The organism is Mycobacterium sp. NGS26 (genome assembly GCF_059813025.1).
Genome location: NZ_JCALDU010000006.1, coordinates 353,458 through 377,414, shown reverse-complemented (window position 1 = coordinate 377,414; position 23,957 = coordinate 353,458). Strand labels below are relative to the sequence as shown.

The following is a 23,957-nucleotide window of genomic DNA, read 5'->3' as shown; positions in this document are numbered from 1 at the left end:
GGGGCCGGATTCACCAGCGCCATCCCGGGGGCCCAACCACCTTGACCACAACCGATCTTTCGGAATAGAGGTCAGCGTAGTGGTTCGGCGCCGTCCGCGCGCGCCGGGGCGGGTTTTGTAACATCCGCCTCATCAGTCACAGCGCGGCTCCGCGGAATTGGGCCGCCGATCGCCTAGTCTGCTCAGACAATGAGCCTGTCACGTTCCGCGTCATGCCTGGCAGCGGCGGTTTTCATGGCCGCCGCGCCGCTCGCCGCGCCGATCACGCCGCCCGCCAACGCCGAGCCCGCCCCCGGGCCCAATGCCGGCCCCGCCGCTTGCCCGTACAAGGTCACGACCCCGCCGGCGGTGGACTCGTCGGAGGTCCCCCAGGCCGGTGACGCGCCGGTCCCGCTGGCGGTGCCCCCCAAGCCGGTCGGCGGCGACGCGCTGGGCGGCTGCGGCATCGTCGCCGCGCCCGACACCCCGCCGCTGCCGGGCGACGTCTCCGCCGAAGCCTGGCTGGTGGCCGACCTGGACAGCGGCGCCGTGATCGCCGCGAAGGACCCGCACGGCCGTCACCGGCCGGCCAGCGTCATCAAGGTGCTGGTGGCGATGGCGTCCCTGAACGCGCTGCCGCTCAACAAGTCCGTCGTCGGAACGCCCGAGGACGCGTCGGCCGAGGGCACCAAGGTCGGCGTGGACGACGGCGGCACGTACACCGTCAACCAGTTGCTGCACGGGCTGCTGATGCACTCCGGCAACGACGCGGCGCACGCGCTGGCCATGCAGCTGGGCGGGATGCAGCAGGCGCTGGAGAAGATCAACGTGCTCGCCGCCAAGCTCGGCGGCCGGGACACCCGGGTGGCCACGCCGTCGGGACTGGACGGTCCCGGCATGAGCACGTCGGCCTACGACATCGGGCTGTTCTACCGGTACGCCTGGCAGAACCCCACCTTCGCCGACATCGTCGCCACCCGGACGTTCGACTTCCCCGGCCACGGCGACCACCCCGGCTACGAGCTGGAGAACGACAACCAGCTGCTCTACCAGTACCCCGGCGCGCTGGGCGGCAAGACGGGCTACACCGACGACGCCGGCCAGACGTTCGTCGGCGCGGCCAACCACAACGGGCGACGGCTGATGGCGGTGCTGCTGCACGGGACCAGGCAGCCGATCGCCCCGTGGGAGCAGGCGGCGCACCTGCTGGACTACGGGTTTTCCACCCCGACCGGCACCCAGGTCGGCAACCTGGTCGAGCCCGACCCCTCGCTGATCGCCACCAGGCCCGACGCCGCGGCGGACCGGCAGGGCAACGGCGCCCAGGCCGGCGGGATCCTGCCGTCGGCCGACGCGCTGCCGGTACGGGTGGGCGTCGCCGTGATCGGAACGATCGTCGTGTTTAGCTTGATCATGGTCGCTCGCTCGATGAACCGCCGACCGCAGCACCGATGACGACGCGGCCCGCCGTCTCGCGGCGGGGCCTGCTGGTCGGGCTGACCGCCGCCAGCGTCGGCATCGTCTACGGCTACGACCTGTCGATCATCGCCGGGGTGCAGCTGTTCGTCACCGAGGACTTCGGGCTCACGACTCGGCAGCAAGAACTGCTGACGACGATGGTGGTGATCGGCCAGATCGCCGGGGCGCTCGGCGCCGGCGTGCTCGCCAATGCGATCGGGCGCAAAAGGTCAATAGTGCTGATCGCCGTCAGCTACGCGCTGTTCGCGCTGCTGGGCGCGCTCTCGGTCTCGCTGCCGATGCTGTTGGCGGCGCGACTCCTGCTGGGCCTGAGCATCGGCGTGGCGGTGGTGGTCGTCCCGGTGTACGTGGCGGAATCGGCCCCGGCCGCGGTGCGTGGCTCGCTGCTGACGGCCTATCAGCTGGCGATCGTCAGCGCGCTGATCGTCGGCTATCTGACCGGATACCTGCTGGCCGGCACCCACAGCTGGCGGTGGATGCTGGGGCTGGCCGCCGTGCCCGCAATGCTGTTGCTGCCCTTGTTGATTCGGCTGCCCGACACCGCCCGGTGGTACATGCTGAAGGGCCGGGTCGACGACGCCCGCCGGGTATTGCTGCGCATCGAGCCGGACGCGCGCGCCGACGAGGAGCTGGTCGAGATCGGCCGCGCCCTGAGCGAGGGCAGTGCGGGTTTCTCCGAGATGCTGGCCGAGATGCTTCGACGGCCGTACCTGCGGGCCAGCGCCTTCGTGGTCACGCTCGGCTTCCTGACCCAGATCACCGGCATCAACGCGATCATCTACTACAGCCCCCGGATATTCGAAGCCATGGGCTTCACCGGAAATTTCGCGCTGCTGGGGTTGCCGGCGCTGGTTCAGGTCGCCGGCCTGGCGGCCGTGTGCACCTCGCTGCTTCTCGTCGACCGGCTGGGCCGGCGCCCAATCCTGTTGTCCGGCATCGCGATGATGGTCGCCGCCGACGTCGTCCTGATGGCCGTGTTCGCCCGCGGCCAGCTCGGCGGCGCGGGACTGGTGGTCGGGTTCGCCGGCATATTGCTGTTCATCGTCGGCTACACCATGGGCTTCGGCTCGCTGGGCTGGGTGTACGCCAGCGAAAGCTTTCCGTCCCGGCTCCGGTCCATCGGGTCGAGCGCGATGCTGACGTCCAACCTGGTCGCCAACGCGATCGTCGCCGCCGTCTTCCTGACGATGCTGCATTCGCTCGGCGGCGCAGGGACTTTCGCGGTGTTCGCGGTTCTGGCCGTGGTCGCGTTCGGCTTCGTCTACCGGTTGGCCCCGGAGACCAAGGGACGCCAGCTCGAGGAGATAAGCCACTTCTGGGAAAACGGCGGCCGATGGGATTGATCGCCGCGGGCGCCGTCGTCCTCGACGGGCGGGTCTGCCGGCCCGGATGGGTGGAGACCTCCGACGCGCGGATCCTCGCGTGCGGGGCGGGCGCGCCGCCGCGGCGGGCCGACGACGATTTCCCGGATTGCGTTGTGGTGCCGGGCTTTGTCGACATGCACGTGCACGGTGGCGGCGGCGGCTCGTACCTGCGTGCCGGGGAAATCGCCGAGACCGCCGCGTTCCACCTGGCGCACGGCACCACCACGACGCTGGCCAGCCTGGTCACCGCCCCTCCCGCCGAACTGCTCGCCGGCGTGCGCGCGCTGGCCGACGCGACGCGGCGGGGCACCGTCGCGGGCATCCACCTGGAGGGGCCGTGGCTGAGCGCGGCCCGGTGCGGGGCGCACGACCCCACCCAGATGCGCGACCCCGACCCCGACGAGATCGACGCGGTGCTCGCCGCGGGCGCCGGCACCATCCGGATGGTCACGCTGGCGCCCGAGCGGCCCGGCAGCGACGACGCGATCCGACGCTTCCTCGACGCGGGAGTCGTTGTCGCCGTGGGACATACCGACGCGACCTACGAGCAGACCCGACACGCCCTGGCCCTGGGCGCCACGGTCGGCACGCACCTGTTCAACGCGATGCCGCCGTTGCACCATCGCGAGCCCGGACCCGCGCTCGCGCTGCTGCAGGACCCGCGGGTGACCCTCGAGCTCATCGCCGACGGCGTGCACGTGCACGCCGCGATGGTGCGCGCGGTGATCCGGGCGGCCGGGCCCGGCCGGGTCGCGGTGATCACCGACGCCGTCGCGGCGGCCGGCTGCGACGACGGCGCGTTTCGGCTCGGCCCGGTGCCGATCGAGGTGGTCTCCGGCGTCGCGCGGGTGCGCGGAACCTCGACGATCGCCGGCAGCACCGCCACCATGGATCGGCTGTTCCGCGCGGTGAACGCCGTCGCCGGCGATCGCGACCCCGACGCGGCGCTGGCCGACGCGGCGCGGATGACCTCGGCGACACCGGCGCGGGCGCTGGGCCTGCAGCGGGTGGGCAGCCTGCGGAAGGGCTACGAGGCGAATCTCGTTGTGCTGGACCGGGATTTGCGGGTCGGGGCCGTCATGGTGCGCGGCGGTTGGCGGGATGAGGAGCGTAAATGGCCTGGCTCGTCCTGATCGCGTCGGGGTGCCTGGAGGCGGTGTGGGCGACCGCCCTGAGCAAGTCCGACGGCTTCTCGCGGCTCGGCCCGTCGCTGGTCTTCGGTGTCGCGCTGGCGCTTTCGATGACCGGGCTGGCGATCGCGATGCGCACCCTGCCGGTCGGCACCAGCTATGCGGTCTGGGTCGGCGTCGGCGCCGTGCTCACCGTGGCGTACGCGACGCTGACCGGCGACGAACCGGCATCGTTGATCAAGCTGGTGCTGATCGCCGGGATCGTGGCCTGCATCGCGGGCCTGAAGGTCGTCGGCTAACGGCGGATGAACCGGGTGAACCGGGAAAGGGCCAGCGCGCCAACGGCTCCCGCGGCCACCGCGGTCAGCGTCTGACGGGGGCTGGGCCCCTCGTGCAGCTGCACCCGCGGCGCGATGACCGCGGGCGCCGGCGGCTCGACGGCCCGGGCGCGCGGGTCGGTCGAGGCGGTGGCGGCCCACGCGGCCGAGAACAGCACCAGATAGCCGGTGATGTAGGCGAACACCATCAGGCCCAGCACCGGACCGAACACGGCCCCGGCCGGGCTGCGCACCACCGCCTGCAGGTAGATCGACCCCACCTGTTTGAAGAGCTCGAAACCGATCGCCGCGATCAGCCCGGCCCGCATCGAGGCGACCAGGCTCACCTTTTCACGCGGCAGCCGGGCGATCATCCAGGTGAACAGCAGCCAGGAGATCAACCACGACACCACCAGCGAGATGACCCTGAAGATCAGGTCGAACACCGAAAACTCGGGTATCCCAAGCCACCTCAGCACCGCGGACATCGGCCCGGAGTGGGCCAGCGCGCTCAACGCGACGGTGCCCATCAGCACCAGGAAGGTGCCCAGCATCGCCAGCAGATCGGACAGCTTGTTGCGCAGGAAACCCGGCGAGTCGATGCGCTGCTCCCACCACATCTCGGTCAGCGCCTGCCGCAGATGCGATATCCAGCCCAGCCCGGCCCACGCCGCGGTCGCCAGGCCGATGACACCGACCGACGCCCGCGCGTCGATGGCCGAGTTCATCAGGTCGACCAGCTGCTGGCCCAGCGCCCCGGGCACGGAGGCATGGATGCGGCCCTGAATTGTGCTCAACAGCTGATGCCGCCGCGACAGTGTGTACCCGGCGATCGCGAAAGTGACCATCAGCAAGGGAAATAACGCGAAGATCGTGTAGTAGGACAGGCCCGCCGCGAAGAAGCTGCCGTTGCGGTCGTCGAAGCGCCCGTAGGCGCGCATCACGTGGTCGAACCAGCCGAACCGGGCCCGCAGCCGATCCAGGAACCCAGGCTCGGCCGGCTCGGTCATGGTGAATCCTGCTACCTCCGGTGCGGAAGGAACCCCAGCCGATCGTAAACCCGCTGAACCGTTTTCCCGGCCACATCCTGGGCGCGCTCCGCGCCGGTCGCCAGCACCGCCTCCAATTCGGTGCGGTCGGCCATCAATTCGTCGACCCGGGCCTTGATCGGTCTGACGAACTCGACGACGGCCTCGGCGGTGTCCTTCTTCAGGTCGCCGTAGCCGCGCCCGGCGTAGCCGTCGACGAGCTTGTCGATGTCGGCCCCGGTGACCGCCGACTGGATGCTCAGCAGGTTCGACACGCCCGCCTTCGCCTCGGTGTCGAACCGGATCTCGCGCTCGCTGTCGGTCACCGCCGAGCGAATCTTCTTGGCGGACAAGGCCGGATCGTCGAGCAGGTTGATCAACCCGGCGTCGGTGGCCGCCGACTTGCTCATCTTCGACGTCGGGTCCTGCAGGTCGTAGATCTTGGCGGTCATCTTGGGAATTAGCAGGCCGGGAACCACGAATGTGTCCGGGAAGCGGGCGTTGAAGCGCTGCGCGACGTCACGCGCCAGCTCGAGGTGCTGCCGCTGGTCCTCGCCCACGGGCACCAGGTCGGTGTCGTAGGCCAGGACGTCGGCGGCCTGCAGCACCGGGTAGGTGAACAGGCCGACGGTGGTGGAGTCGCTGCCCTGGCGCACCGACTTGTCCTTGAACTGCGTCATCCGCGACGCCTGCCCGAAGCCGGTGAAGCAGCCCAGCACCCACGCCAGCTGGGTGTGGGCGGGCACCTGGCTCTGCACGAAAACGGTGCTGCGCTCCGGGTCGATGCCCAGCGCCAGGTACTGGGCGGCGGTCACCAGCGTCCGGCGCCGCAGCGCGTCGGGATCCTGCGGGACCGTGATGGCGTGCAGGTCGACGACGCAGAAGAACGCCTCGTATTCGTCCGGGTGGTCGTCCTGCAGCGCGACCCACTGGGTGATGGCGCCCAGGGCGTTGCCGAGGTGCAGCGAGTCTGACGTGGGCTGCACGCCGGAGAAGATCCGGCTGCGTCCGGTGGCGGTGCTCATGATGTCCCGATCCTTTCACGCAGGGCCGATTCGAAGGCACCGGCCCTTGCTTGCGGTACCGCCGGTATCACCTTTAATGTCGGCGCTATGCGCCACCGCCCGCCGATCCACCTCGGCTCCGGAGAACCGGTCCTGCTGCTGCACCCGTTCCTGATGTCCCAGACGGTGTGGGAGGTCGTCGCCCAGCGGTTGGCCGACACCGGCCGCTACGAGGTGTTCGCCCCCACGATGGCCGGCCACAACGGCGGGCCGCGCGCAAGCAGCTGGCTGATGTCGTCGGCCGTGCTGGCCGATCACGTCGAGCGCCAGATGGACGAGCTGGGCTGGGACACCGCCCACATCGTCGGCAACTCGCTCGGCGGCTGGGTCGCCTTCGAACTGGAGCGGCGCGGGCGGGCGCGCACCGTCACCGGCATCGCACCGGCGGGCGGATGGACGCGCTGGAGCCCGGTCAAATTCGAGGTGATCGCCAAGTTCGTCTCGGGGCTGCCGATCTGGTTGCTGACCTGTCTGCTGGGCCAGCGGATATTGCGGCTGCCGTTCAGCCGCCAGCTGGGCAGCGTCCCGGTCAGCGCCCGGCCCGACGGGGTCAGCGAGCGCCAGCTGTCGGCCATCGTCGACGACGTCACGCACTGCCCCGCCTACTACCAGCTGCTGATCAAGGCGCTGTGGCTGCCCGGGCTGGTGGAGCTGGAACACACCGCGGTGCCCTCGCACCTGGTGCTCTGCGAGAAGGACCGGGTGGTCCCGCCCCGCAGGTTCAGCCGGCATTTCACCGAGTTGCTGCCGAGGAACCACAAGCTCACCGTGCTCGACGGCGTGGGCCACATCCCGATGTTCGAGGCGCCCGACCGCGTCGCCGAGCTGATCGACAGCTTCATCCGGGAGTGCACCCCGCCGCTGCGGGCGGTGGACAACCCGCCGGCGAGCTAACCGGCCAGAGCCTTCTCGAGGTTCTCGGCGATCGAGTTGAGGAACTCCTCGCTGTTCTGCCAGTCCTGCTCGGGACCGACGAGGATGGCGAGGTCCTTGGTCATCTTGCCGCCCTCGACCGTGCCGATCACGACGTCCTCGAGCGTCTGGGCGAACTCGATCACCTCGGGCGTGTTGTCCAGCTTGCCGCGGTGCTGCAGCCCGCGTGTCCACGCGAAGATCGACGCGATCGGGTTGGTCGAGGTCGGCTTGCCGGCCTGGTACTGGCGGAAGTGCCTGGTGACGGTGCCATGCGCGGCCTCGGCCTCGACCGTCTTGCCGTCGGCCGTCATCAGCACCGACGTCATCAGCCCGAGCGAGCCGTAGCCCTGCGCGACGGTGTCCGACTGGACGTCGCCGTCGTAGTTCTTGCACGCCCACACATAGCCGCCCTCCCACTTGAGGCACGCCGCGACCATGTCGTCGATCAGCCGGTGCTCGTAGGTCAGCCCCTCGGCCTCGAACTTGTCCTTGAACTCCTCGTCGTAGACGCGCTGGAACTCGTCTTTGAACATGCCGTCGTAGGCCTTGAGGATGGTGTTCTTCGTCGACAGGTACACCGGCCACTTGGCGTTCAGGCCGTACGCGAAGGACGCGCGGGCGAAATCCCGGATGGATTCCTTGAAGTTGTACATGCCCATCACGACGCCACCCTCTTCGGGGATGGACACCACCTCGTGCACCATCGGCTCGCTGCCGTCGGCGGGGGTGAACGTCAGCGTGACGGTGCCCGGCTGGTCGACCTTGAAGTTCGTCGCCCGGTACTGGTCACCGAAAGCGTGACGGCCGATGACAATTGGCTTGGTCCAGCCCGGAACCAGCCGCGGGACATTGGAGATCACGATCGGCTCGCGGAAAATGGTGCCGCCCAAGATGTTTCGGATCGTCCCGTTGGGCGACAGCCACATCTTCTTCAGGTTGAACTCCTGCACGCGGGCCTCGTCGGGGGTGATGGTCGCGCACTTGACGCCCACGCCGTGCCTCTTGATGGCGTAGGCCGCGTCGATCGTCACCTGGTCGTCGGTGCGGTCACGATGCTCGATGCCCAGGTCGTAGTAGTCGAGGTTGATGTCGAGGTGCGGCAGGATCAGCATGTCCTTGATCAGCTTCCAGATGACGCGGGTCATCTCGTCACCGTCGAGCTCCACTACCGGACCCTTGACCTTGATCTTGCTTCCACCGGACATGGGCTCAGACTACAAGGGGCGCCCGCTTCGACCCGCGGGCCGTCGCGTCAGCCTTGCGACGCAGCCAGGGCTTCGTTGAACGTCTTGCTCGGCCGCATCACCGCGGTCGTCTTCTCGTGGTCCGGCCGGTAGTAGCCGCCGATGTCGACCGCCTCGCCCTGCGCCTCGGCGAGTTCGGCCACGATAGCGTCCTCGTTGCGGCCCAACGACTCGGCCAGCGCGGCGAAGTGCTCGCGCAACTCCTTGTCGTCGGTTTGCGCGGCGAGTTGCTCGGCCCAGTACAGCGCGAGGTAGAACTGGCTGCCGCGGTTGTCGAGTTCGCCGGTCTTGCGCGACGGACCCTTGTTGTTCTCCAACAGCTTCCCGATCGCCGCATCCAGCGTCTTGCCCAGAATCTTGGCGCGCTCGTTGCCGGTCTTGATGCCGATGTCCTCGAAACACGCTCCCAGGGCGAGGAATTCGCCGAGGGAATCCCAGCGCAGATGATTTTCCTCGACGAGCTGGTGGACGTGCTTGGGCGCCGAACCGCCCGCGCCGGTCTCGTACATGCCGCCGCCGGACATCAAGGGCACGATGGACAGCATTTTGGCGCTGGTGCCCAGCTCCAGGATCGGGAACAGGTCGGTCAGGTAGTCGCGCAGGATGTTTCCGGTGACGGCGATGGTGTCCTGGCCACGCATCGCGCGCTCCAGCGTGTACCGCATGGCCCACACCTGCGGCATGATCTGGATTTGTAGGCCCTCGGTGTCGTGCTCCTTGAGGTATTCCTTGACCTTCTTGCGCAGCTCGACCTCGTGCGGCCGCTCGGTGTCCAGCCAGAACACCGCCGTCATCCCCGAATTGCGGGCCCGGGTGACGGCCAGCTTGACCCAGTCCCGGATCGGTTCGTCGCGGACGATGGGCATGCGCCAGATGTCGCCGGCTTCCACGTTCTGGGTCAGCAGGACTTCGCCGGTGTCCAGGTCGACGATGTTGGCGACGCCGTCTTCGGCGATCTCGAACGTCTGGTCGTGCGACCCGTACTCCTCGGCCTCCTGCGCCATCAGCCCGACGTTGGGGACCGTGCCCATCGTCGTCGGGTCGAACGCCCCGTGGGTCTTGCAGAAGTTGATGATCTCTTGGTAGATGCGGGAGAAAGTCGACTCGGGATTGACGGCCTTGGTGTCCTTCTGCCGGCCGTCGGCCCCCCACATCTTGCCGCCGGCGCGGATCATCGCCGGCATCGACGCGTCCACGATCACGTCGCTGGGTGAATGGAAGTTGGTGATGCCCTTGGCGGAATCGACCATCGCCAGCTCCGGGCGGTGTTCGTGGCAGGCGTGCAGGTCGCGGATGATCTCCTCGTGCAGCGATGCGGGCAGTGACTCGATCTTGTTGTACAGGTCGACCAGCCCGTTGTTGACGTTGACGCCGAGCTCGTCGAAGAGCGCCTGGTGCTTGGCGAATGCCTCCTTGTAGAAGACCTTCACCGCGTGGCCGAAAACGATGGGATGGGAGACCTTCATCATCGTCGCCTTGACGTGGAGCGAGAACATCACGCCGGTCTCGTAGGCGTCCTGCATCTGCTCCTCGTAGAACTCGACGAGGGCCTTCTTGCTCATGAACATGCTGTCGATGATGTCGCCTTCGCGCAGCTCCACCCTGGGCCTGAGCTCGATTGTCTTCCCGCCCTTGGTCTCCAGCACCATCTTCACGTCGCGCGCGCGGTCCAGCGTCATCGACTTCTCGCCGTGGTAGAAGTCGCCGTGCCGCATGGTCGCGACGTGAGTGCGCGAGGCCGGCGACCACTCCCCCATGCTGTGGGGGTGCTTGCGCGCGTACTCCTTGACGGCCTTCGGCGCGCGTCGGTCCGAGTTGCCTTGTCGCAGTACCGGATTGACCGCGCTGCCAAGGCACTTGGCATAGCGGTCGCGAATTTCCTTCTCCTCATCGGTCTTCGGGCTCTGCGGAAAGTCCGGAATCTTGAATCCCTTGCCTTGCAGCTCCTTGACCGCGGCGATCAATTGGGGCACCGAGGCGCTGATGTTCGGCAGCTTGATGATGTTGGTGTCGGGCAGCTTCGTCAGCGCGCCCAATTTCGCCAAGTTGTCTTCAACCCGCTGCTCGTCGGTCAGGTGATCGGGGAACTCGGCAAGGATCCGGGCGGCCAGGGAGATGTCACTGGTCTCGATCTTGATGCCCGCCGGCTCCGCGAAGGCGCGCACGATCGGCAGGAACGCGTAGGTCGCCAGCAGCGGCGCTTCGTCGGTCAGCGTGTAGATGACGGTCGGCTGTTCGGCGCACACGGTCCATCTCCCGGCGTGGTTGTCACATGATGAGGCTCAGCGTTGTGGTTGTTGCCACGCTATCAAGGGCGTTTGACCGGGCATCGACCTGCAGGTCAGGGCGGTGAACCCCGGTGGCCACGGCCGTCGGATCGCCCCGTTGGCGCCGAGTCGGCGCGATAAGCTAATCTTCGTAATTGGTCATGAGTGCCAGCGACAAGCCCCGGCTTGCTGGCCGGCAACCCTCCAACCGCGGTGGGGTGCCCCGGGTGATGACCGGGTTGAGTAGCCCAACCGGCTATCCGGCAAGCGCGGGTCCGCCATGACGGGCCCCTGACTAGACGGGGATACGTGATGCGCATTCTTCAAGCCCATTCGCGCTCCATCGTGTGTCGGTGCTAGCCGACGGCCGCCCGGCCGACGCCATCGCTCGTGGCGTCCCGCTTGGCCGCGAGCACTCCCGATACCCGATTCACCCACTCCCGACAGAAAGCCCGTCATGAGCGACGACAGCAACACCGAGACCGATCCGACCGCGCATTGGTCGTTCGAGACAAAGCAGATCCACGCCGGCCAGCACCCGGACTCACCGAACAACGCGCGGGCCCTGCCGATCTACCAGACGACGTCGTACACCTTCGACGACACCGCGCATGCCGCGGCGCTGTTCGGGCTCGAGGTTCCGGGCAACATCTACACCCGGATCGGCAACCCGACCACCGACGTCGTCGAGCAGCGCATCGCGGCGCTCGAGGGCGGCGCGGCCGCGCTGTTCCTGAGTTCGGGGCAGGCCGCCGAGACGTTCGCCATATTGAACCTGGCGGGCGCCGGGGATCACATCGTCACCAGCCCGCGGCTCTACGGGGGCACCTATAACCTGTTCCACTATTCGCTGGCGAAGCTGGGCATCGATGTCAGCTTCGTCGAGGACCCCGACGACCTGGACTCCTGGCAGGCCGCGGTGCGGCCGAACACCAAGGCGTTCTTCGGCGAAACCATCTCCAACCCCCAGATCGACGTGCTCGACACCCCGGGGGTCGCCGGGGTCGCCCACGCCAACGGCGTACCGCTGATCGTCGACAACACCATCGCCACCCCGTACCTGATCCAGCCGCTGACCCAGGGCGCCGACATCGTCGTGCACTCGGCCACCAAATATCTGGGCGGGCACGGCGCGGCGATCGCCGGCGTCATCGTCGACGGCGGCACGTTCGACTGGACGCAGGGCCGCTTCCCCGGGTTCACCACACCCGATCCCAGCTACCACGGCGTGGTGTACGCCGAGCTGGGACCGCCGGCATACGCCATCAAGGCGCGCGTGCAATTGCTGCGCGACTACGGGTCGGCGGCGTCGCCGTTCAACGCGTTCCTGGTCGCCCTGGGCCTGGAGACGCTGAGCCTGCGCGTGGAACGCCACGTCGCCAACGCGCAACGGGTCGCCGAGTTCCTGGCCTCGCACGAGGGCGTGCTGTCGGTCAACTACGCGGGGCTGCCCGGTTCGCCATGGCATGAGCGCGCAAAGAAGCTCGCGCCCAAGGGAACCGGGGCCGTGCTGGCGTTCGAACTGGCGGGCGGTATCGAGGCCGGCCAGGCGTTCGTCAACGCGCTGAAGTTGCACAGCCACGTCGCCAACATCGGTGACGTGCGTTCCCTGGTGATTCACCCGGCGTCGACGACCCACGCCCAGCTGAGCCCCGCCGAGCAGCTGACCACCGGCGTCAGCCCGGGGCTGGTGCGGCTGGCCGTCGGCCTCGAGGGCATCGACGACATCCTCGCCGACCTCGAGCTCGGCTTCGCCGCCGCCCGCAGGTTCGGTGCGGCGGCGGGGTCGGCCCAGGCCAGCGGCGACCCGCAGTCCGTGGCGGCGTTCTGAGGAATCCGGACATGACGATCTCCGACATTCCGACGCAGACGCTGCCCGCCGAGGGCGAGATCGGCCTGGTCCACATCGGCTCGCTGCGGCTGGAAAGCGGCGCGGTGATCGACGACGTCTGCATCGCGGTGCAGCGCTGGGGCGAGCTGTCGCCGACGCGCGACAACGTGGTGGTGGTGCTGCACGCGCTCACCGGCGACTCGCACATCACCGGGCCCGCCGGACCCGGGCATCCCACCCCGGGCTGGTGGGACGGGGTGGCCGGGCCGGGCGCCCCGATCGACACCAACCGCTGGTGCGCCGTGGCCACCAACGTGCTGGGCAGCTGCCACGGCTCTACCGGGCCGAGTTCGCTTGCGCGCGACGGAAAGCCGTGGGGCTCGCGGTTCCCGCAGATTTCGTTGCGGGATCAGGTCGAGGCGGACGTCGCCGCGCTGGCCGCGCTGGGCATCGAACGGGTCGCCGCCGTCGTCGGCGGATCCATGGGCGGCGCAAGGGCTTTGGAGTGGATCGTCAGCCACCCGGACCTCGTCCGGGCCGGGCTGCTGCTGGCGGTCGGTGCGCGCGCCACCGCCAACCAGATCGGAACCCAGAGCACTCAGATCGCCGCCATCAAGTCCGACCCGAACTGGCAGGGCGGCGACTACCACGACAGCGGGCGGGCACCGGATGCCGGGCTGGCGATCGCCCGCCGGTTCGCGCACCTGACCTACCGGGGCGAGGTCGAGCTCGACACCCGCTTCGGCAACGACGGCCAGGGCGACGAAGACCCGCTCAACGGCGGCCGATTCGCGGTGCAGAGCTACCTGGAACACCAGGGCGACAAGCTGGTGAACCGCTTCGACGCCGGCAGCTACGTGGCGCTGACCGAGGCGCTGAACAGCCACGACGTCGGCCGCGGCCGGGGCGGGGTGCGCAACGCGCTGCGCGGGTGCCCGGTGCCGGTCGTGGTCGGCGGCTTCACCTCCGACCGGCTGTACCCACTGACGTTGCAGGAGGAGCTGGCCGAGCTGCTGCCGGGCTGCACCGGCCTGCAGGTGGTCGAGTCCATCTATGGGCACGACGGCTTCCTGCTGGAATTCGACGCGGTCGGCGACATGATCCGCAAGACTCTCGAATTGGCCGGGAACGAAGGCGCGTGACAATGGTGAGCCGCAGGCAGGGGGGCGTTGCGATGAACTCCGAGAAGATGGCTTCCGACGCTGCCCAGACGCTCCCCCCGGAGGGCGAGATCGGGCTGGTCGACATCGGCTCGCTGACCCTGGAGAACGGCGCGGTGATCGACGACGTCCGTATCGCCGTGCAGCGCTGGGGTGAGCTGTCGCCGGCACGCGACAACGTGGTGGTGGTGCTGCACGCGCTCACCGGCGACTCGCACATCACCGGGCCCGCCGGGCCCGAGCATCCCACCCCCGGCTGGTGGGACGGCGTGGCCGGGCCGGGCGCGCCGATCGACACCAACCGCTGGTGCGCCGTGGCCACCAATGTGCTGGGCGGTTGCCGCGGCTCCACCGGGCCGAGTTCGCTTGCCCCGGACGGAAAACCGTGGGGCTCACGGTTTCCGCGCATCACGGTGCGGGATCAGGTCGAGGCGGATGTCGCGGCGCTGGACGCACTGGGCATCGAACGAGTTGCCGCCGTCGTCGGCGGATCCATGGGCGGCCTGAGGGCTTTGGAATGGATCGTCAGCTACCCGGACCGAGTCCGGGCCGGACTGCTGTTGGCGATGAGCGCGCGCAGCACCGCCGACCTGATCGGTCACCTGGAAACCCAGATCGCGACCATCAAGGCCGACCCCGACTGGCAGGGCGGCGACTACTACGGCACCGGGCGCAAGCCGGATGCCGGGATGTCCCTCGCCCGTCGCTTCGCGCAGCTGACCTACCGCGGCGAGGTCGAGCTCGACACCCGGTTCGCCAACGGCGGCCAGGGCGACGAGGACCCGCTGAACGGCGGCCGCTACGCGGTGCAGAGCTACCTCGAATACCAGGGCGACAAGCTGGTGAACCGCTTCGACGCCGGCACCTTCGTCGCGCTGAGCGGATCCTGTAGCGCCCACGATGTGGGCCGTGGCCGCGGCGGGGTGCAAAAGGCGCTGACCGGGTGTCCGGTGCCAGTGGTGGTCGGCGGCTTCACCTCCGACCGGCTGTACCCGCTGCGCCTGCAGGAGGAACTGGCCGAGCTGCTGCCGGGCTGCAGCGGCCTGCACGTGATCGAGTCCGCCTACGGGCACGATTCCTTCCTGGTGGAAGTCGAGGCGGTCAACGACCTGATCCGCAAGACCCTCGAATTGGCCGAGAAGGAACTGGCCGAGAAGGAAGGCGCGTGACTTTGGTGTCCGACGTGAGCCGCTCGAGGCACGACCGCTCGCTGTCGTTCGGCTCCGCGGCCGCCGCCTACGAGCGTGGCCGTCCCTCCTACCCGCCCGAGGCGATCGACTGGTTGTTGCCGCGCGACGCGCGCCGCGTGCTCGACCTGGGTGCGGGCACCGGCAAGCTGACCACCCGGCTGGTGGAGCGCGGCCTGGACGTGGTGGCCGTCGACCCGATTCCCGACATGCTGGAGGTGCTGCGCACGTCGCTGCCGGAGACTCGCGCGGTGCTGGGCACCGCCGAAGATATTCCGTTGGAGGACAACAGCGTTGACGCGGTGCTGGTCGCCCAGGCGTGGCACTGGGTGGATCCCGAGCGGGCGGTTCCGGAGGTGGCGCGGGTGCTGCGGCCCGGCGGCCGGTTGGGCCTGGTGTGGAACACCCGCGACGAAAGGCTGGGCTGGGTGCGCGAACTCGGCGAGATCATCGGCAGCGACGGCGAGCGGCGCTTCGACGTAGCGCTGCCGGCGCCGTTCGCCGAGTCGCAGCGCCATCAGGTGGAATGGACGAATTACCTTACCCCGCAAGCGTTGATCGACCTGGTGGCGTCCCGTAGCTACTGCATCACCTCGCCGACCGAGGTTCGCACCAGGACGCTCGACCGGGTGCGCGAGCTGCTGGCCACCCATCCGGCGCTGGCGAACTCCACCGGTTTGGCCTTGCCCTACGTCACCGTGTGCATCCGCGCGACGCTGCAATAGCCGATATCTCGGGCGCATCGCGGTCACGAAACGCATAGTGTGCAAACCTTTATGCCCCCGTGTTGTAAATGTGACCCCGATAGATCAATGTTCCTAGAGTGATTTGAGTGCTGTGAGTGCACTCCGGAACAGATGGGGAAGCTGTTTTGAAGGCTCTGGCACGAACGCAGGACTGGATCTGGCCGTTCCGCTATCAGCCGCTGACCATTCGCCTGCTGGCGGCGGCCGCCGGCCTGCTCACGGTGGCGGCGGCGTTCGCGGCCCCGGCCGAGGCGGATCCGAACGACGACAACTTCATCGACGCGCTGAACCATGCCGGCGTCGAGTTCGGCCAACCGGGCAACGCGATGGCCGTGGGCGAGTCCATCTGCCCAATGATCGCGCAGCCCGGCGGGAGCATGGCCGCGGCCGTGCAACGCGTTCGGGGCGCCGGGCTGTCGCCGGCGATGGCCCAGATGTTCACCACCATCGCCATACAGACGTACTGCCCGGCGGAGATGGCAAATGTGGCCAGCGGCAACCTGTCTGGTGTGCCGCAGGTGCCGGGCATGCCGGGCGGAGTGCCGGGCATGCCGGGGATGCAAGGCGGGATGCCGGGCATGCCGGGCATGCCCGGCGTCTAACGCGTCCCCAACGGGTCGATGGTCGATGCGATGTAGATCATCGCCGCCCCGACCATCGCGGTCGTGACGAAGTCGGTGCCCTTGCTGCGCACCACCAAGAGGCCGGCGCGGTCTTCGGACAACAGCAATCGCAGCACCGCCGCCACGCCGACGCCGATGCCGATCAGCAACGAACCGCGGCGCCAGAAGTTGGCCGCGACCAGCACGAAGGCCGCGGCGAAGATCAGCCCGACCGACACGATCGGCCACTGCGCGCGCACGACGGACCGGGCGGTCATCGCCGCTCGGCCAGCTCGACGACGTTGGTCAGCAGGAACGCACGGGTCAGCGGGCCGACCCCGCCGGGGTTCGGGGACACGTAACCGGCGACGTCCCACACGTCGGGATGCACGTCGCCGACCAGTCCGTCCTCGGTGCGGCTGACGCCGACATCGACGACGGCGGCGCCCGGACGAACCATGTCGGCGGTCAGCAGGTGCGGCACGCCGACGGCCGCGACGATGATGTCGGCCTGCCTGGTGAGCGCGGGCAGGTCGCGAGTTCCGGTGTGGCACAACGTCACAGTGGCGTTCTCGGAGCGCCTGGTGAGCAACAGGCCCAGCGGCCGGCCGACCGTCACACCGCGGCCGATGACGACGACGTGCGCCCCGGCGATCTCGACGCCGTATCGCCGCAGCAGGTGCACGATGCCGCGCGGCGTGCACGGCAGCGGCGCCGGGTCCATGAGCACCAGCCGGCCCAGGTTGGTCGGGTGCAGCCCGTCGGCGTCCTTGGCCGGGTCGACGCGCTGCAGCGCCGCGTTCTCGTCGAGGTGCTTGGGCAGCGGCAGTTGCACGATGTAACCGGTGCAGTCGGGGTTGGCGTTCAGCTCGTCGATGGTCTCGTCGAGCACGGCGGTGCTGATGTCGGCGGGCAGGTCGCGGCGGATCGAGTTGATGCCGACCTTGGCGCAGTCGGCGTGCTTGCCGCGCACGTAGGCCTGCGAGCCGGGGTCGTCGCCGACCAGGATGGTGCCCAGCCCGGGCGTGCGACCGGCGGCGGTCAGCGCGGCGACCCGCTGCTTGAGGTCGACGAAGATCTCGTCACGGGTGGCCTTGCCGTCCAGCGTGATTGCGCCCACGCCTGACAGTCTGGCACGCCCGCCGCGTACGCTCCTGGCATGTCTACCCCTCCGGACGTGTTGACACCGGCCAAGCTGGGACCCGTCACGCTGCGCAACCGCGTCATCAAGGCCGCGACGTTCGAGGCGCGCACGCCCGACGCGCTGGTGACCGACGACCTCATCGAATATCACCGGCTGCCGGCCGCGGGCGGGGTCGGCATGACGACCGTCGCCTATTGCGCGGTCTCCCAGGGCGGCCGCACCGAGGGCAACGGAATCTGGATGCGCCCGGAGGCAGTGCCCGGGTTCCGTCGGCTCACCGACGCGATCCACGCCGAGGGCGCCGCGGTGTGCGCGCAGATCGGCCACGCCGGCCCGGTCGCCAACGCCAAGACCAACCGGGCCACGGCCCTGGCGCCGGTGCGGTTTTTCAACCCGATCGGGATGCGGTTCGCCAAGAAGGCCACCCGCGACGACATCGACGAGGTGATGGCCGCGCACGCCAATGCGGCCCGGCTGGCCATCGAGGCCGGCTTCGACGCCGTCGAAATCCATTTGGGCCACAACTATTTGGCGAGCGCGTTCCTGTCTCCGCTGATCAACCGCCGCGACGACGAGTTCGGCGGATCGTTGGAGAACCGGGCCAAGGTCGCCCGCGGCGTGGTGATGGCCGTTCGCCGCGCCGTCGACCGGGAGGGGGCGCCGATCGCGGTCACCGCCAAGCTCAACATGGCCGACGGGGTGCGCGGCGGCATCAGCACCGAGGAATCACTGCGCACCGCCAAGTGGTTGCAGGACGACGGCGGGCTCGACGCGATCGAGCTCACCGCGGGCAGCTCGCTGGTCAACCCGATGTACCTGTTCCGCGGCGACGCGCCGCTGAAGGAGTTCGCCGGCGCCTTCAAGCCGCCGCTGCGCTGGGGCATGCGCATGACGGGCAAGAAGTTCCTGCGCGAGTACCCCTACCGCGAGGCGTACCTGCTGCGTGACGCCAAGCTCTTTCGCGCCGAGCTGTCGATGCCGCTGATCCTGCTCGGCGGCATCACCAACCGGGAGACGATGGACCTGGCGATGGCGGAGGGATTCCAGTTCGTCGCGATGGCGCGGGCGCTGCTGGCCGAGCCCGACCTGATCAATCGGATCGCCGCCGACGGGGCCGCGCGCACAGTGCATTCGGCGTGCACGCACTGCAATCGATGCATGCCCACCATCTACAGCCGCACCCGCTGCGTGGTGACGGGGGCGCCCGACGCGCTGGCCCACTGACGGATGTGGCCCACTGGCGGGTTGAGTGTGAGCCGACGGCTTTCAGGGTGAGCACACGGCGGGACGTCGAGCCGGTCGTCCACCAAGGCTTCACTGTCGAAGCCGAGGCTTCACAATCAATGCCGGGGCTAAGGCCAGGGTGACGGCAGTTGCACGAGCTAGAGTTGTGGCGATGACCGCACCACCCCCGCCAACGCTGACCGTTCGACACGACGGGTCGGAACGGACGTTCGCGGCGGGTCACGACGTGGTGGTCGGGCGCGATCTGCGCGCCGACATGCGCATCACCCACCCGCTGATCTCGCGCGCCCATCTGCTGCTGCGCTTCGACCAGGGCAGGTGGCTGGCGATCGACAACGGTTCGCTCAACGGGACTTTCGTCAACGGCCGGCGGGTTCCGGTGGTCGACATCCACGACGGCCAGACCATCAACATCGGGAACCCCGACGGCCCACAGCTGACCTTCGAGGTGGGCCGCCACCAGGGGATGGCCGGCCGCCCGCCCCGGACCGAGTCGATGGGCATCCCCGTCGCGGCCCAGGCGGGGGCGGCGTGGCCGTCGGCGTCGGGTCAGCCGGGCCCCCCGCTCGCCGCCCCGTCCGGCCCCCCGGGACGCCCGCCGAACTGGGCCGCTCCGCCCCGGCGGCCGCATCCCGGCCCGCCGCCGGCACCGCCGGGATTTCCGAACAGCGGGCGGCCACCCGGCCCGCCGCCCAACCTTCAGCCCAAGCCGCAGATGCCGGCGGCGCCGCCCGCCGCGCCGCACACCCAGATGTCGCCCAGCGCGGCCAAGCCGCCGGAGGTGGCGAACCTGGCGACGAAGATGTTCCAGGCGCTGCTGCCGTCCCGGTCCGGCGCGATGCCCAGCGGCTCGATCACGATCGGCCGTGCCACCGACAACGACATCGTCATCCAGGACGTGCTGGCGTCGCGCCATCACGCGTTCTTGACCCAGACGCCGCTGGGCACCGAGATCCGCGACGCACACAGCGTCAACGGGACCTTCGTCAACGGTGTCCGGGTCGGGTCGGCGGTGCTCACCCAGGGCGATGTGGTCACCATCGGCAACGTCGACCTGGTGTTCACCGGCGACACCCTGCTGCGCCGCACCGAGGCGGCGACGCGCACCGGCGGACTGGAGGTCAACTCGGTCACCTACACCGTCGACCACGGCAAGCAGCTGCTCGACCACATCTCGCTGACCGCGCGTCCCGGAACGCTGACCGCCATCATCGGTGGGTCCGGTGCCGGCAAGACCACCCTGTCGCGGCTGATCGTCGGCTACACCAGCCCGACTTCGGGCACGGTGACCTTCGAGGGCCACAACATCCATACCGAATATGCGTCCATGCGCAGCAGGATCGGCATGGTCCCGCAGGATGACGTGGTGCACCGCCAGCTGACCGTCAACCAGGCACTGGGGTACGCCGCCGAGCTGCGGCTGCCGCCCGACACCAGCAAAGGGGAACGGGCCCAGGTCGTCGCTCAGGTGCTCGAGGAACTCGAGTTGACCAAACACGCGGACACCCGGGTCGACAAGCTCTCCGGCGGCCAGCGCAAACGCGCCTCGGTGGCACTCGAGCTGCTGACCCAACCGTCGTTGCTGCTGCTCGACGAGCCCACCTCCGGTCTGGACCCGGCGCTGGACCGTCAGGTCATGCTGATGCTGCGCCAGCTCGCCGACGCCGGCCGCGTGGTATTGGTGGTCACCCACTCGGTCTCCTATCTGGATGTCTGCGATCAGATCCTGCTGATTGCACCCGGCGGTAAGACCGCATTTTGCGGGCCTCCCGACCAGGTCGAGGCCGCCATGGGAACCCGCAACTGGGCCGACATCTTCGCCATGGTGGGCGCCGATCCCGACGAGGCCAACCGCCGCTTCAGGGAACGTAATCAGCAGATGTCGCAGCCACCGGCTCCCCAGAGCCCGGCGGATCTGGGCGAACCACCCCAAACCGACCTGTGGCGGCAGCTGTCTACGATCGCCCGCCGCCAGGTTCGCCTCGTCGTGTCCGACCGCGGTTACACGATCTTCCTGGCGATCTTGCCGTTTCTCATCGGCGCGTTGTCGCTGACGGTGAAAGGCCCCCACCCCGGCCTCGGTCCCGCCGACCCGCTCGGTCCCGCGCCCACGCAGCCGCAGTACATCATGGTGCTGTTGAATATCGGCGCAGTCTTCATGGGCACCGCGCTGACCATCCGCGATCTCATCGGCGAGCGTGCCATCTTCCGCCGGGAGCAGGCCGTCGGTCTGTCCACCACCGCGTATCTGCTGGCCAAGATCACGGTGTTCTGCGTCTTCGCGACCGCGCAGGCTGCGATAGCAACCTTCATCGTGCGGCTGGGCAAGGGCGCGCCGACTGCGCACCCCCAATTCTTCGGCAACTCCACGTTCTCGCTGTTCGTGACCGTCGCGGGCACCTGTGTTGCTTCCGCGATGCTCGGCCTGCTGTTGTCGGCCCTGGCGCAGTCCAACGAGCAGATCATGCCGTTGCTCGTGGTTTCGATCATGTCGCAGCTGGTGTTTTCCAGCGGGATGATTCCGGTCTACCAACGCTTCGGTCTCGAGCAGCTCGCATGGCTGACACCCGCCCGTTGGGGCTATGCGGCGGGTGCGTCCTCGATCGACTTTCCGTCACTGGTGAAGGTCAAACAGATCCCGACCAACGATCCGATCTGGCAGCACTCGAAACACATCTTCGTCTTCGACATGGTGATGCTCGCGGTGCTGAGCGTGGTCTACAGCGCCATCGTGTGGTGGAAGATCCGGCTCAAGCGGCACTGAGCCAGATGAATCGGCCCGCCCAACCCGTGCTCACGGCCCGGTCCAATCGATCCCAGGGCAGCTTCGCCCCGGGCGGCGACGTGGTCGTCGGCAGCGACCTGCGCGCCGACCTTCGGGTGGCCCACCCGCTGGTCGCCCGCGCGCATCTGCTGCTGCGCTTCGAGCAGGGCCGCTGGGTGGCCGTCGACAACAACTCGCTCAACGGCATGTTCGTCAACGGGCAGCGGGTGCCGAGGGTCGACATCACCGACGGCCAGAGCATCAACATCGGCAAGCCCGACGGGCCGCAGATCCTTTTCGAGGTCGGGCATCACCAGGGCAACGTCGGCGCGCTGCCGCCGACGACGGTGTCGATCCCGACCATCGTGCCGCCCGGCGGCCCGCCGTCGGGCCCCGCGCGCGCCCCGGCGTCGCGGCCGCAGCCCGCCGCGCCGCGGCAATCCCCGCCGTCCGGCCAGGCCCCGCGGGCGCGCATCTACCGCTCCGTCCCGCAGCCGATCCCGCCCGCGTCGGGGCCCGAGATGGTGGAGGCGCGGACCCGAAGGATCAGGTCGCTGCGGCCCGAACCGGCCGCGGCCGTCCCGGGCGCCGCCCGGATCGGTCGCGCGATCGACAACGACATCGTCATCCACGACGTGCTGGCCTCGCGCTATCACGCGTACCTGGCGCCGACGCCGATCGGCGCCGAGATCCGCGACGCCAACAGCAGCAACGGGACGTTCGTCAACGGGATCCGGGTCGGGTCCGCGCTGCTGTCCGAGGGCGACGTGGTCACCATCGGCAACGTCGACCTGGTGTTCACCGGCGGCGCCCTGCTGCGCCGCCAGGAGGCCGCGACGCGCACCGGCGGTCTGGAGGTGCGCCAGGTCGACTTCGCCATCGACGGCAAGAACCTGCTCGAGAAGGTGTCGATGACGGCCAGGCCCGGCACGCTGACCGCCATCATCGGCGGGTCGGGCGCCGGCAAGTCCACGCTGTCGCGGCTGATCGCCGGCTATGCCACACCCACCGCCGGCACCGTGACGTTCGAGGGCCACAACATCCACACCGAGTACGCGTCGTTGCGCACCCGGATCGGGATGGTCCCGCAGGACGACGTCGTGCACCGCCAGCTCACCGTCAACCAGGCGCTGGGCTACGCCGCCGAGCTGCGGCTGCCGCCGGACACCAACAAGGCCGACCGCCAGGAGGTCGTCGCGCAGGTGCTCGACGAACTGGGACTGACCGAGCATGCCGACACCCGGGTGGACAGGCTCTCCGGCGGCCAGCGCAAGCGCGCCTCGGTGGCCCTCGAGCTGCTCACCGGGCCGTCGCTGCTGATCCTCGACGAGCCGACGTCGGGCCTGGATCCCGCGCTGGACCTGCAGGTCATGACGATGCTGCGGCAGCTGGCCGACGCCGGCCGCGTCGTGCTGGTCGTCACCCACTCGCTGACCTATCTGGACGTCTGCGATCAGGTGCTGCTGATGGCACCGGGCGGCAAGACGGCCTTCCTGGGCGCACCCGATCAGATCGGCGCCGCCATGGGGACCACCAACTGGGCCCACATCTTCGCGAAGGTGGGCGCCGACCCGGACGAGGCCAACCGCCGCTTCCTGGCCCAGGCCAAGCCGCCGCCGCCCCCGGAGGCCGAAGCGCCGGCGGCCGAACTGGGCGACGCGGCGCACACCAGCGTGCGTCGCCAGTTCTTCACGATCGCCCGCCGCCAGGTTCGCCTGGTCGTCTCCGACCGCGCCTACTTCGTGTTCCTGGCGCTGTTGCCGTTCGTCATGGGTGCGCTGTCGCTGACCGTTCCGGGCAACACCGGTTTCGGCATCGCCGACCCGGCCGGTCCCTCCGCCGGCGAACCCGCCACGATCTTGATGCTGCTGACCATGGCCGCCGCGTTCATGGGGACCGCGCTGACGCTGCGCGACTTGATCGGCGAGCGTTCCATCTTCCGGCGAGAGCAGGCGGTCGGCCTGTCGACGGGAGCGTATCTGGGCGCCAAGGTCGTCGTGTTCTGCATGTTCGCCATCGTCCAGGCGGTGATCGCGACGACCATCGTGATCCTGGGCAAGGGCGCGCCGACGCGGCCGGCCGTGCTGCTCGGTGACGCCACCTTCGAGCTGTACGTCACGGTCGCGGCGACCTGTGTGGCCTCGGCGATGCTCGGCCTGCTGCTGTCGTCGCTGGCCCGCTCCAACGAGCAGATCATGCCGCTGCTGGTGGTGTCTTTGATGATGCAGATGGTGCTGTGCGGCGGCATGGTGCCCGTCACCGACCGGATCTTTCTCGATCAGCTGTCCTGGCTGGTGCCCTCGCGGTGGGGGTACGCGGCGTCGGCGTCGACGGTGGATTTGTGGACGGTGGCGCCCGGTCCGCAGAGCCCCCACGACAGCCACTTCAAGCACGCGTCGGGCACCTGGCTCTTCGACATGGCGATGCTCGCGTTGTTGTCGCTGGTGTACACCGGCATCGTGCGGTGGCGGATGCGGCTCAAGCGATAGCT

General features: G+C 69.0%; 19 protein-coding genes and 1 riboswitch. Of the genes, 13 read left to right on the top strand and 6 right to left on the bottom strand.

Features of this window, described 5'->3' with window-relative positions; translation table 11 throughout:
- Nucleotides 1-189 precede the first annotated feature (189 nt).
- Genes dacB1 through AC5Y6X_RS20990 form a run of 4 tightly spaced genes read left to right on the top strand, consistent with a single transcriptional unit; the run spans nt 190 to nt 4,251 of the window.
- Nucleotides 190-1,434, top strand: coding sequence for a D-alanyl-D-alanine carboxypeptidase DacB1 (dacB1, locus tag AC5Y6X_RS21005; protein WP_499988836.1), 1,245 nt, complete (start codon nt 190-192; stop codon nt 1,432-1,434).
- Nucleotides 1,431-2,801, top strand: a complete 1,371-nt coding sequence (locus AC5Y6X_RS21000; protein ID WP_499988834.1) for a sugar porter family MFS transporter — start codon at nt 1,431-1,433, stop codon at nt 2,799-2,801. The genes dacB1 and AC5Y6X_RS21000 overlap by 4 nt, the downstream gene beginning before the upstream one ends.
- Nucleotides 2,792-3,955 carry an N-acetylglucosamine-6-phosphate deacetylase gene (nagA, locus tag AC5Y6X_RS20995; protein WP_499988833.1) on the top strand — a complete coding sequence of 388 codons (1,164 nt, stop codon included), beginning with the start codon at nt 2,792-2,794 and terminating at the stop codon, nt 3,953-3,955. Before AC5Y6X_RS21000 ends, nagA begins: the two co-directional genes overlap by 10 nt.
- A complete protein-coding gene (locus AC5Y6X_RS20990) occupies nt 3,937-4,251 on the top strand; it encodes a DMT family transporter (protein ID WP_499988831.1) in 315 nt (104 codons plus the stop codon). Before nagA ends, AC5Y6X_RS20990 begins: the two co-directional genes overlap by 19 nt.
- On the opposite strand, the gene yhjD is transcribed toward AC5Y6X_RS20990, so the two are convergent.
- Nucleotides 4,248-5,279, bottom strand: coding sequence for an inner membrane protein YhjD (yhjD, locus tag AC5Y6X_RS20985; protein WP_499988829.1), 1,032 nt, complete (start codon nt 5,277-5,279; stop codon nt 4,248-4,250). The genes AC5Y6X_RS20990 and yhjD overlap by 4 nt on opposite strands.
- Before the next feature lie 11 nt (nt 5,280-5,290).
- On the bottom strand, nt 5,291-6,322 hold the full coding sequence (trpS, locus tag AC5Y6X_RS20980; RefSeq protein ID WP_324680160.1) for a tryptophan--tRNA ligase: 1,032 nt from the start codon (nt 6,320-6,322) through the stop codon (nt 5,291-5,293).
- An 87-nt stretch (nt 6,323-6,409) separates the two neighbouring features.
- Between trpS and ephH the strand changes: the two genes are divergently transcribed.
- Nucleotides 6,410-7,255: an epoxide hydrolase EphH gene (ephH, locus tag AC5Y6X_RS20975; protein WP_499988828.1), complete on the top strand. Its 846-nt coding sequence runs from the start codon at nt 6,410-6,412 to the stop codon at nt 7,253-7,255.
- Here the strand turns inward: ephH and AC5Y6X_RS20970 are convergent.
- Entirely contained in the window at nt 7,252-8,481 is a 1,230-nt protein-coding gene (locus AC5Y6X_RS20970; RefSeq protein WP_499988826.1) for an NADP-dependent isocitrate dehydrogenase, read from the bottom strand. The genes ephH and AC5Y6X_RS20970 overlap by 4 nt on opposite strands.
- Nucleotides 8,482-8,528: 47 nt before the next feature.
- On the bottom strand, nt 8,529-10,766 hold the full coding sequence (locus tag AC5Y6X_RS20965) for an NADP-dependent isocitrate dehydrogenase (protein WP_499988824.1): 2,238 nt from the start codon (nt 10,764-10,766) through the stop codon (nt 8,529-8,531).
- A gap of 178 nt (nt 10,767-10,944) precedes the next feature.
- Nucleotides 10,945-11,063, top strand: a riboswitch (SAM riboswitch).
- A 181-nt stretch (nt 11,064-11,244) separates the two neighbouring features.
- Between AC5Y6X_RS20965 and AC5Y6X_RS20960 the strand changes: the two genes are divergently transcribed.
- From AC5Y6X_RS20960 to AC5Y6X_RS20940, 5 genes are all read left to right on the top strand, one after another.
- Nucleotides 11,245-12,618, top strand: a complete 1,374-nt coding sequence (locus AC5Y6X_RS20960; RefSeq protein ID WP_499988822.1) for a bifunctional o-acetylhomoserine/o-acetylserine sulfhydrylase — start codon at nt 11,245-11,247, stop codon at nt 12,616-12,618.
- An 11-nt stretch (nt 12,619-12,629) separates the two neighbouring features.
- Nucleotides 12,630-13,760 carry a homoserine O-acetyltransferase MetX gene (gene metX, locus AC5Y6X_RS20955; protein WP_499988821.1) on the top strand — a complete coding sequence of 377 codons (1,131 nt, stop codon included), beginning with the start codon at nt 12,630-12,632 and terminating at the stop codon, nt 13,758-13,760.
- A gap of 47 nt (nt 13,761-13,807) precedes the next feature.
- Nucleotides 13,808-14,947 (top strand): homoserine O-acetyltransferase MetX, encoded by a 1,140-nt coding sequence (metX, locus tag AC5Y6X_RS20950; protein ID WP_499988904.1) that lies wholly within the window; start codon nt 13,808-13,810, stop codon nt 14,945-14,947.
- Between the two features lie 14 nt (nt 14,948-14,961).
- Nucleotides 14,962-15,690, top strand: coding sequence for a class I SAM-dependent methyltransferase (locus AC5Y6X_RS20945; protein ID WP_499988902.1), 729 nt, complete (start codon nt 14,962-14,964; stop codon nt 15,688-15,690).
- 146 nt (nt 15,691-15,836) lie between these two features.
- Entirely contained in the window at nt 15,837-16,313 is a 477-nt protein-coding gene (locus AC5Y6X_RS20940) for a DUF732 domain-containing protein (RefSeq protein ID WP_499988820.1), read from the top strand.
- Here the strand turns inward: AC5Y6X_RS20940 and AC5Y6X_RS20935 are convergent.
- A complete protein-coding gene (locus AC5Y6X_RS20935; RefSeq protein ID WP_324680146.1) occupies nt 16,310-16,591 on the bottom strand; it encodes a DUF3017 domain-containing protein in 282 nt (93 codons plus the stop codon). The genes AC5Y6X_RS20940 and AC5Y6X_RS20935 overlap by 4 nt on opposite strands.
- A complete protein-coding gene (locus AC5Y6X_RS20930; protein WP_499988818.1) occupies nt 16,588-17,433 on the bottom strand; it encodes a bifunctional methylenetetrahydrofolate dehydrogenase/methenyltetrahydrofolate cyclohydrolase in 846 nt (281 codons plus the stop codon). Before AC5Y6X_RS20930 ends, AC5Y6X_RS20935 begins: the two co-directional genes overlap by 4 nt.
- Nucleotides 17,434-17,472: 39 nt before the next feature.
- Between AC5Y6X_RS20930 and AC5Y6X_RS20925 the strand changes: the two genes are divergently transcribed.
- From AC5Y6X_RS20925 to AC5Y6X_RS20915, 3 genes are all read left to right on the top strand, one after another.
- Complete coding sequence (locus tag AC5Y6X_RS20925) at nt 17,473-18,681, top strand: NADH:flavin oxidoreductase (RefSeq protein WP_499988816.1); 1,209 nt, start codon at nt 17,473-17,475, stop codon at nt 18,679-18,681.
- Between the two features lie 172 nt (nt 18,682-18,853).
- On the top strand, nt 18,854-21,466 hold the full coding sequence (locus tag AC5Y6X_RS20920; protein WP_499988814.1) for an FHA domain-containing protein: 2,613 nt from the start codon (nt 18,854-18,856) through the stop codon (nt 21,464-21,466).
- 5 nt (nt 21,467-21,471) lie between these two features.
- The gene (locus AC5Y6X_RS20915; protein ID WP_499988812.1) at nt 21,472-23,955 is read left to right on the top strand and encodes an ATP-binding cassette domain-containing protein; all 2,484 of its coding nucleotides are present in this window, start codon (nt 21,472-21,474) and stop codon (nt 23,953-23,955) included.
- Nucleotides 23,956-23,957 lie beyond the last annotated feature (2 nt).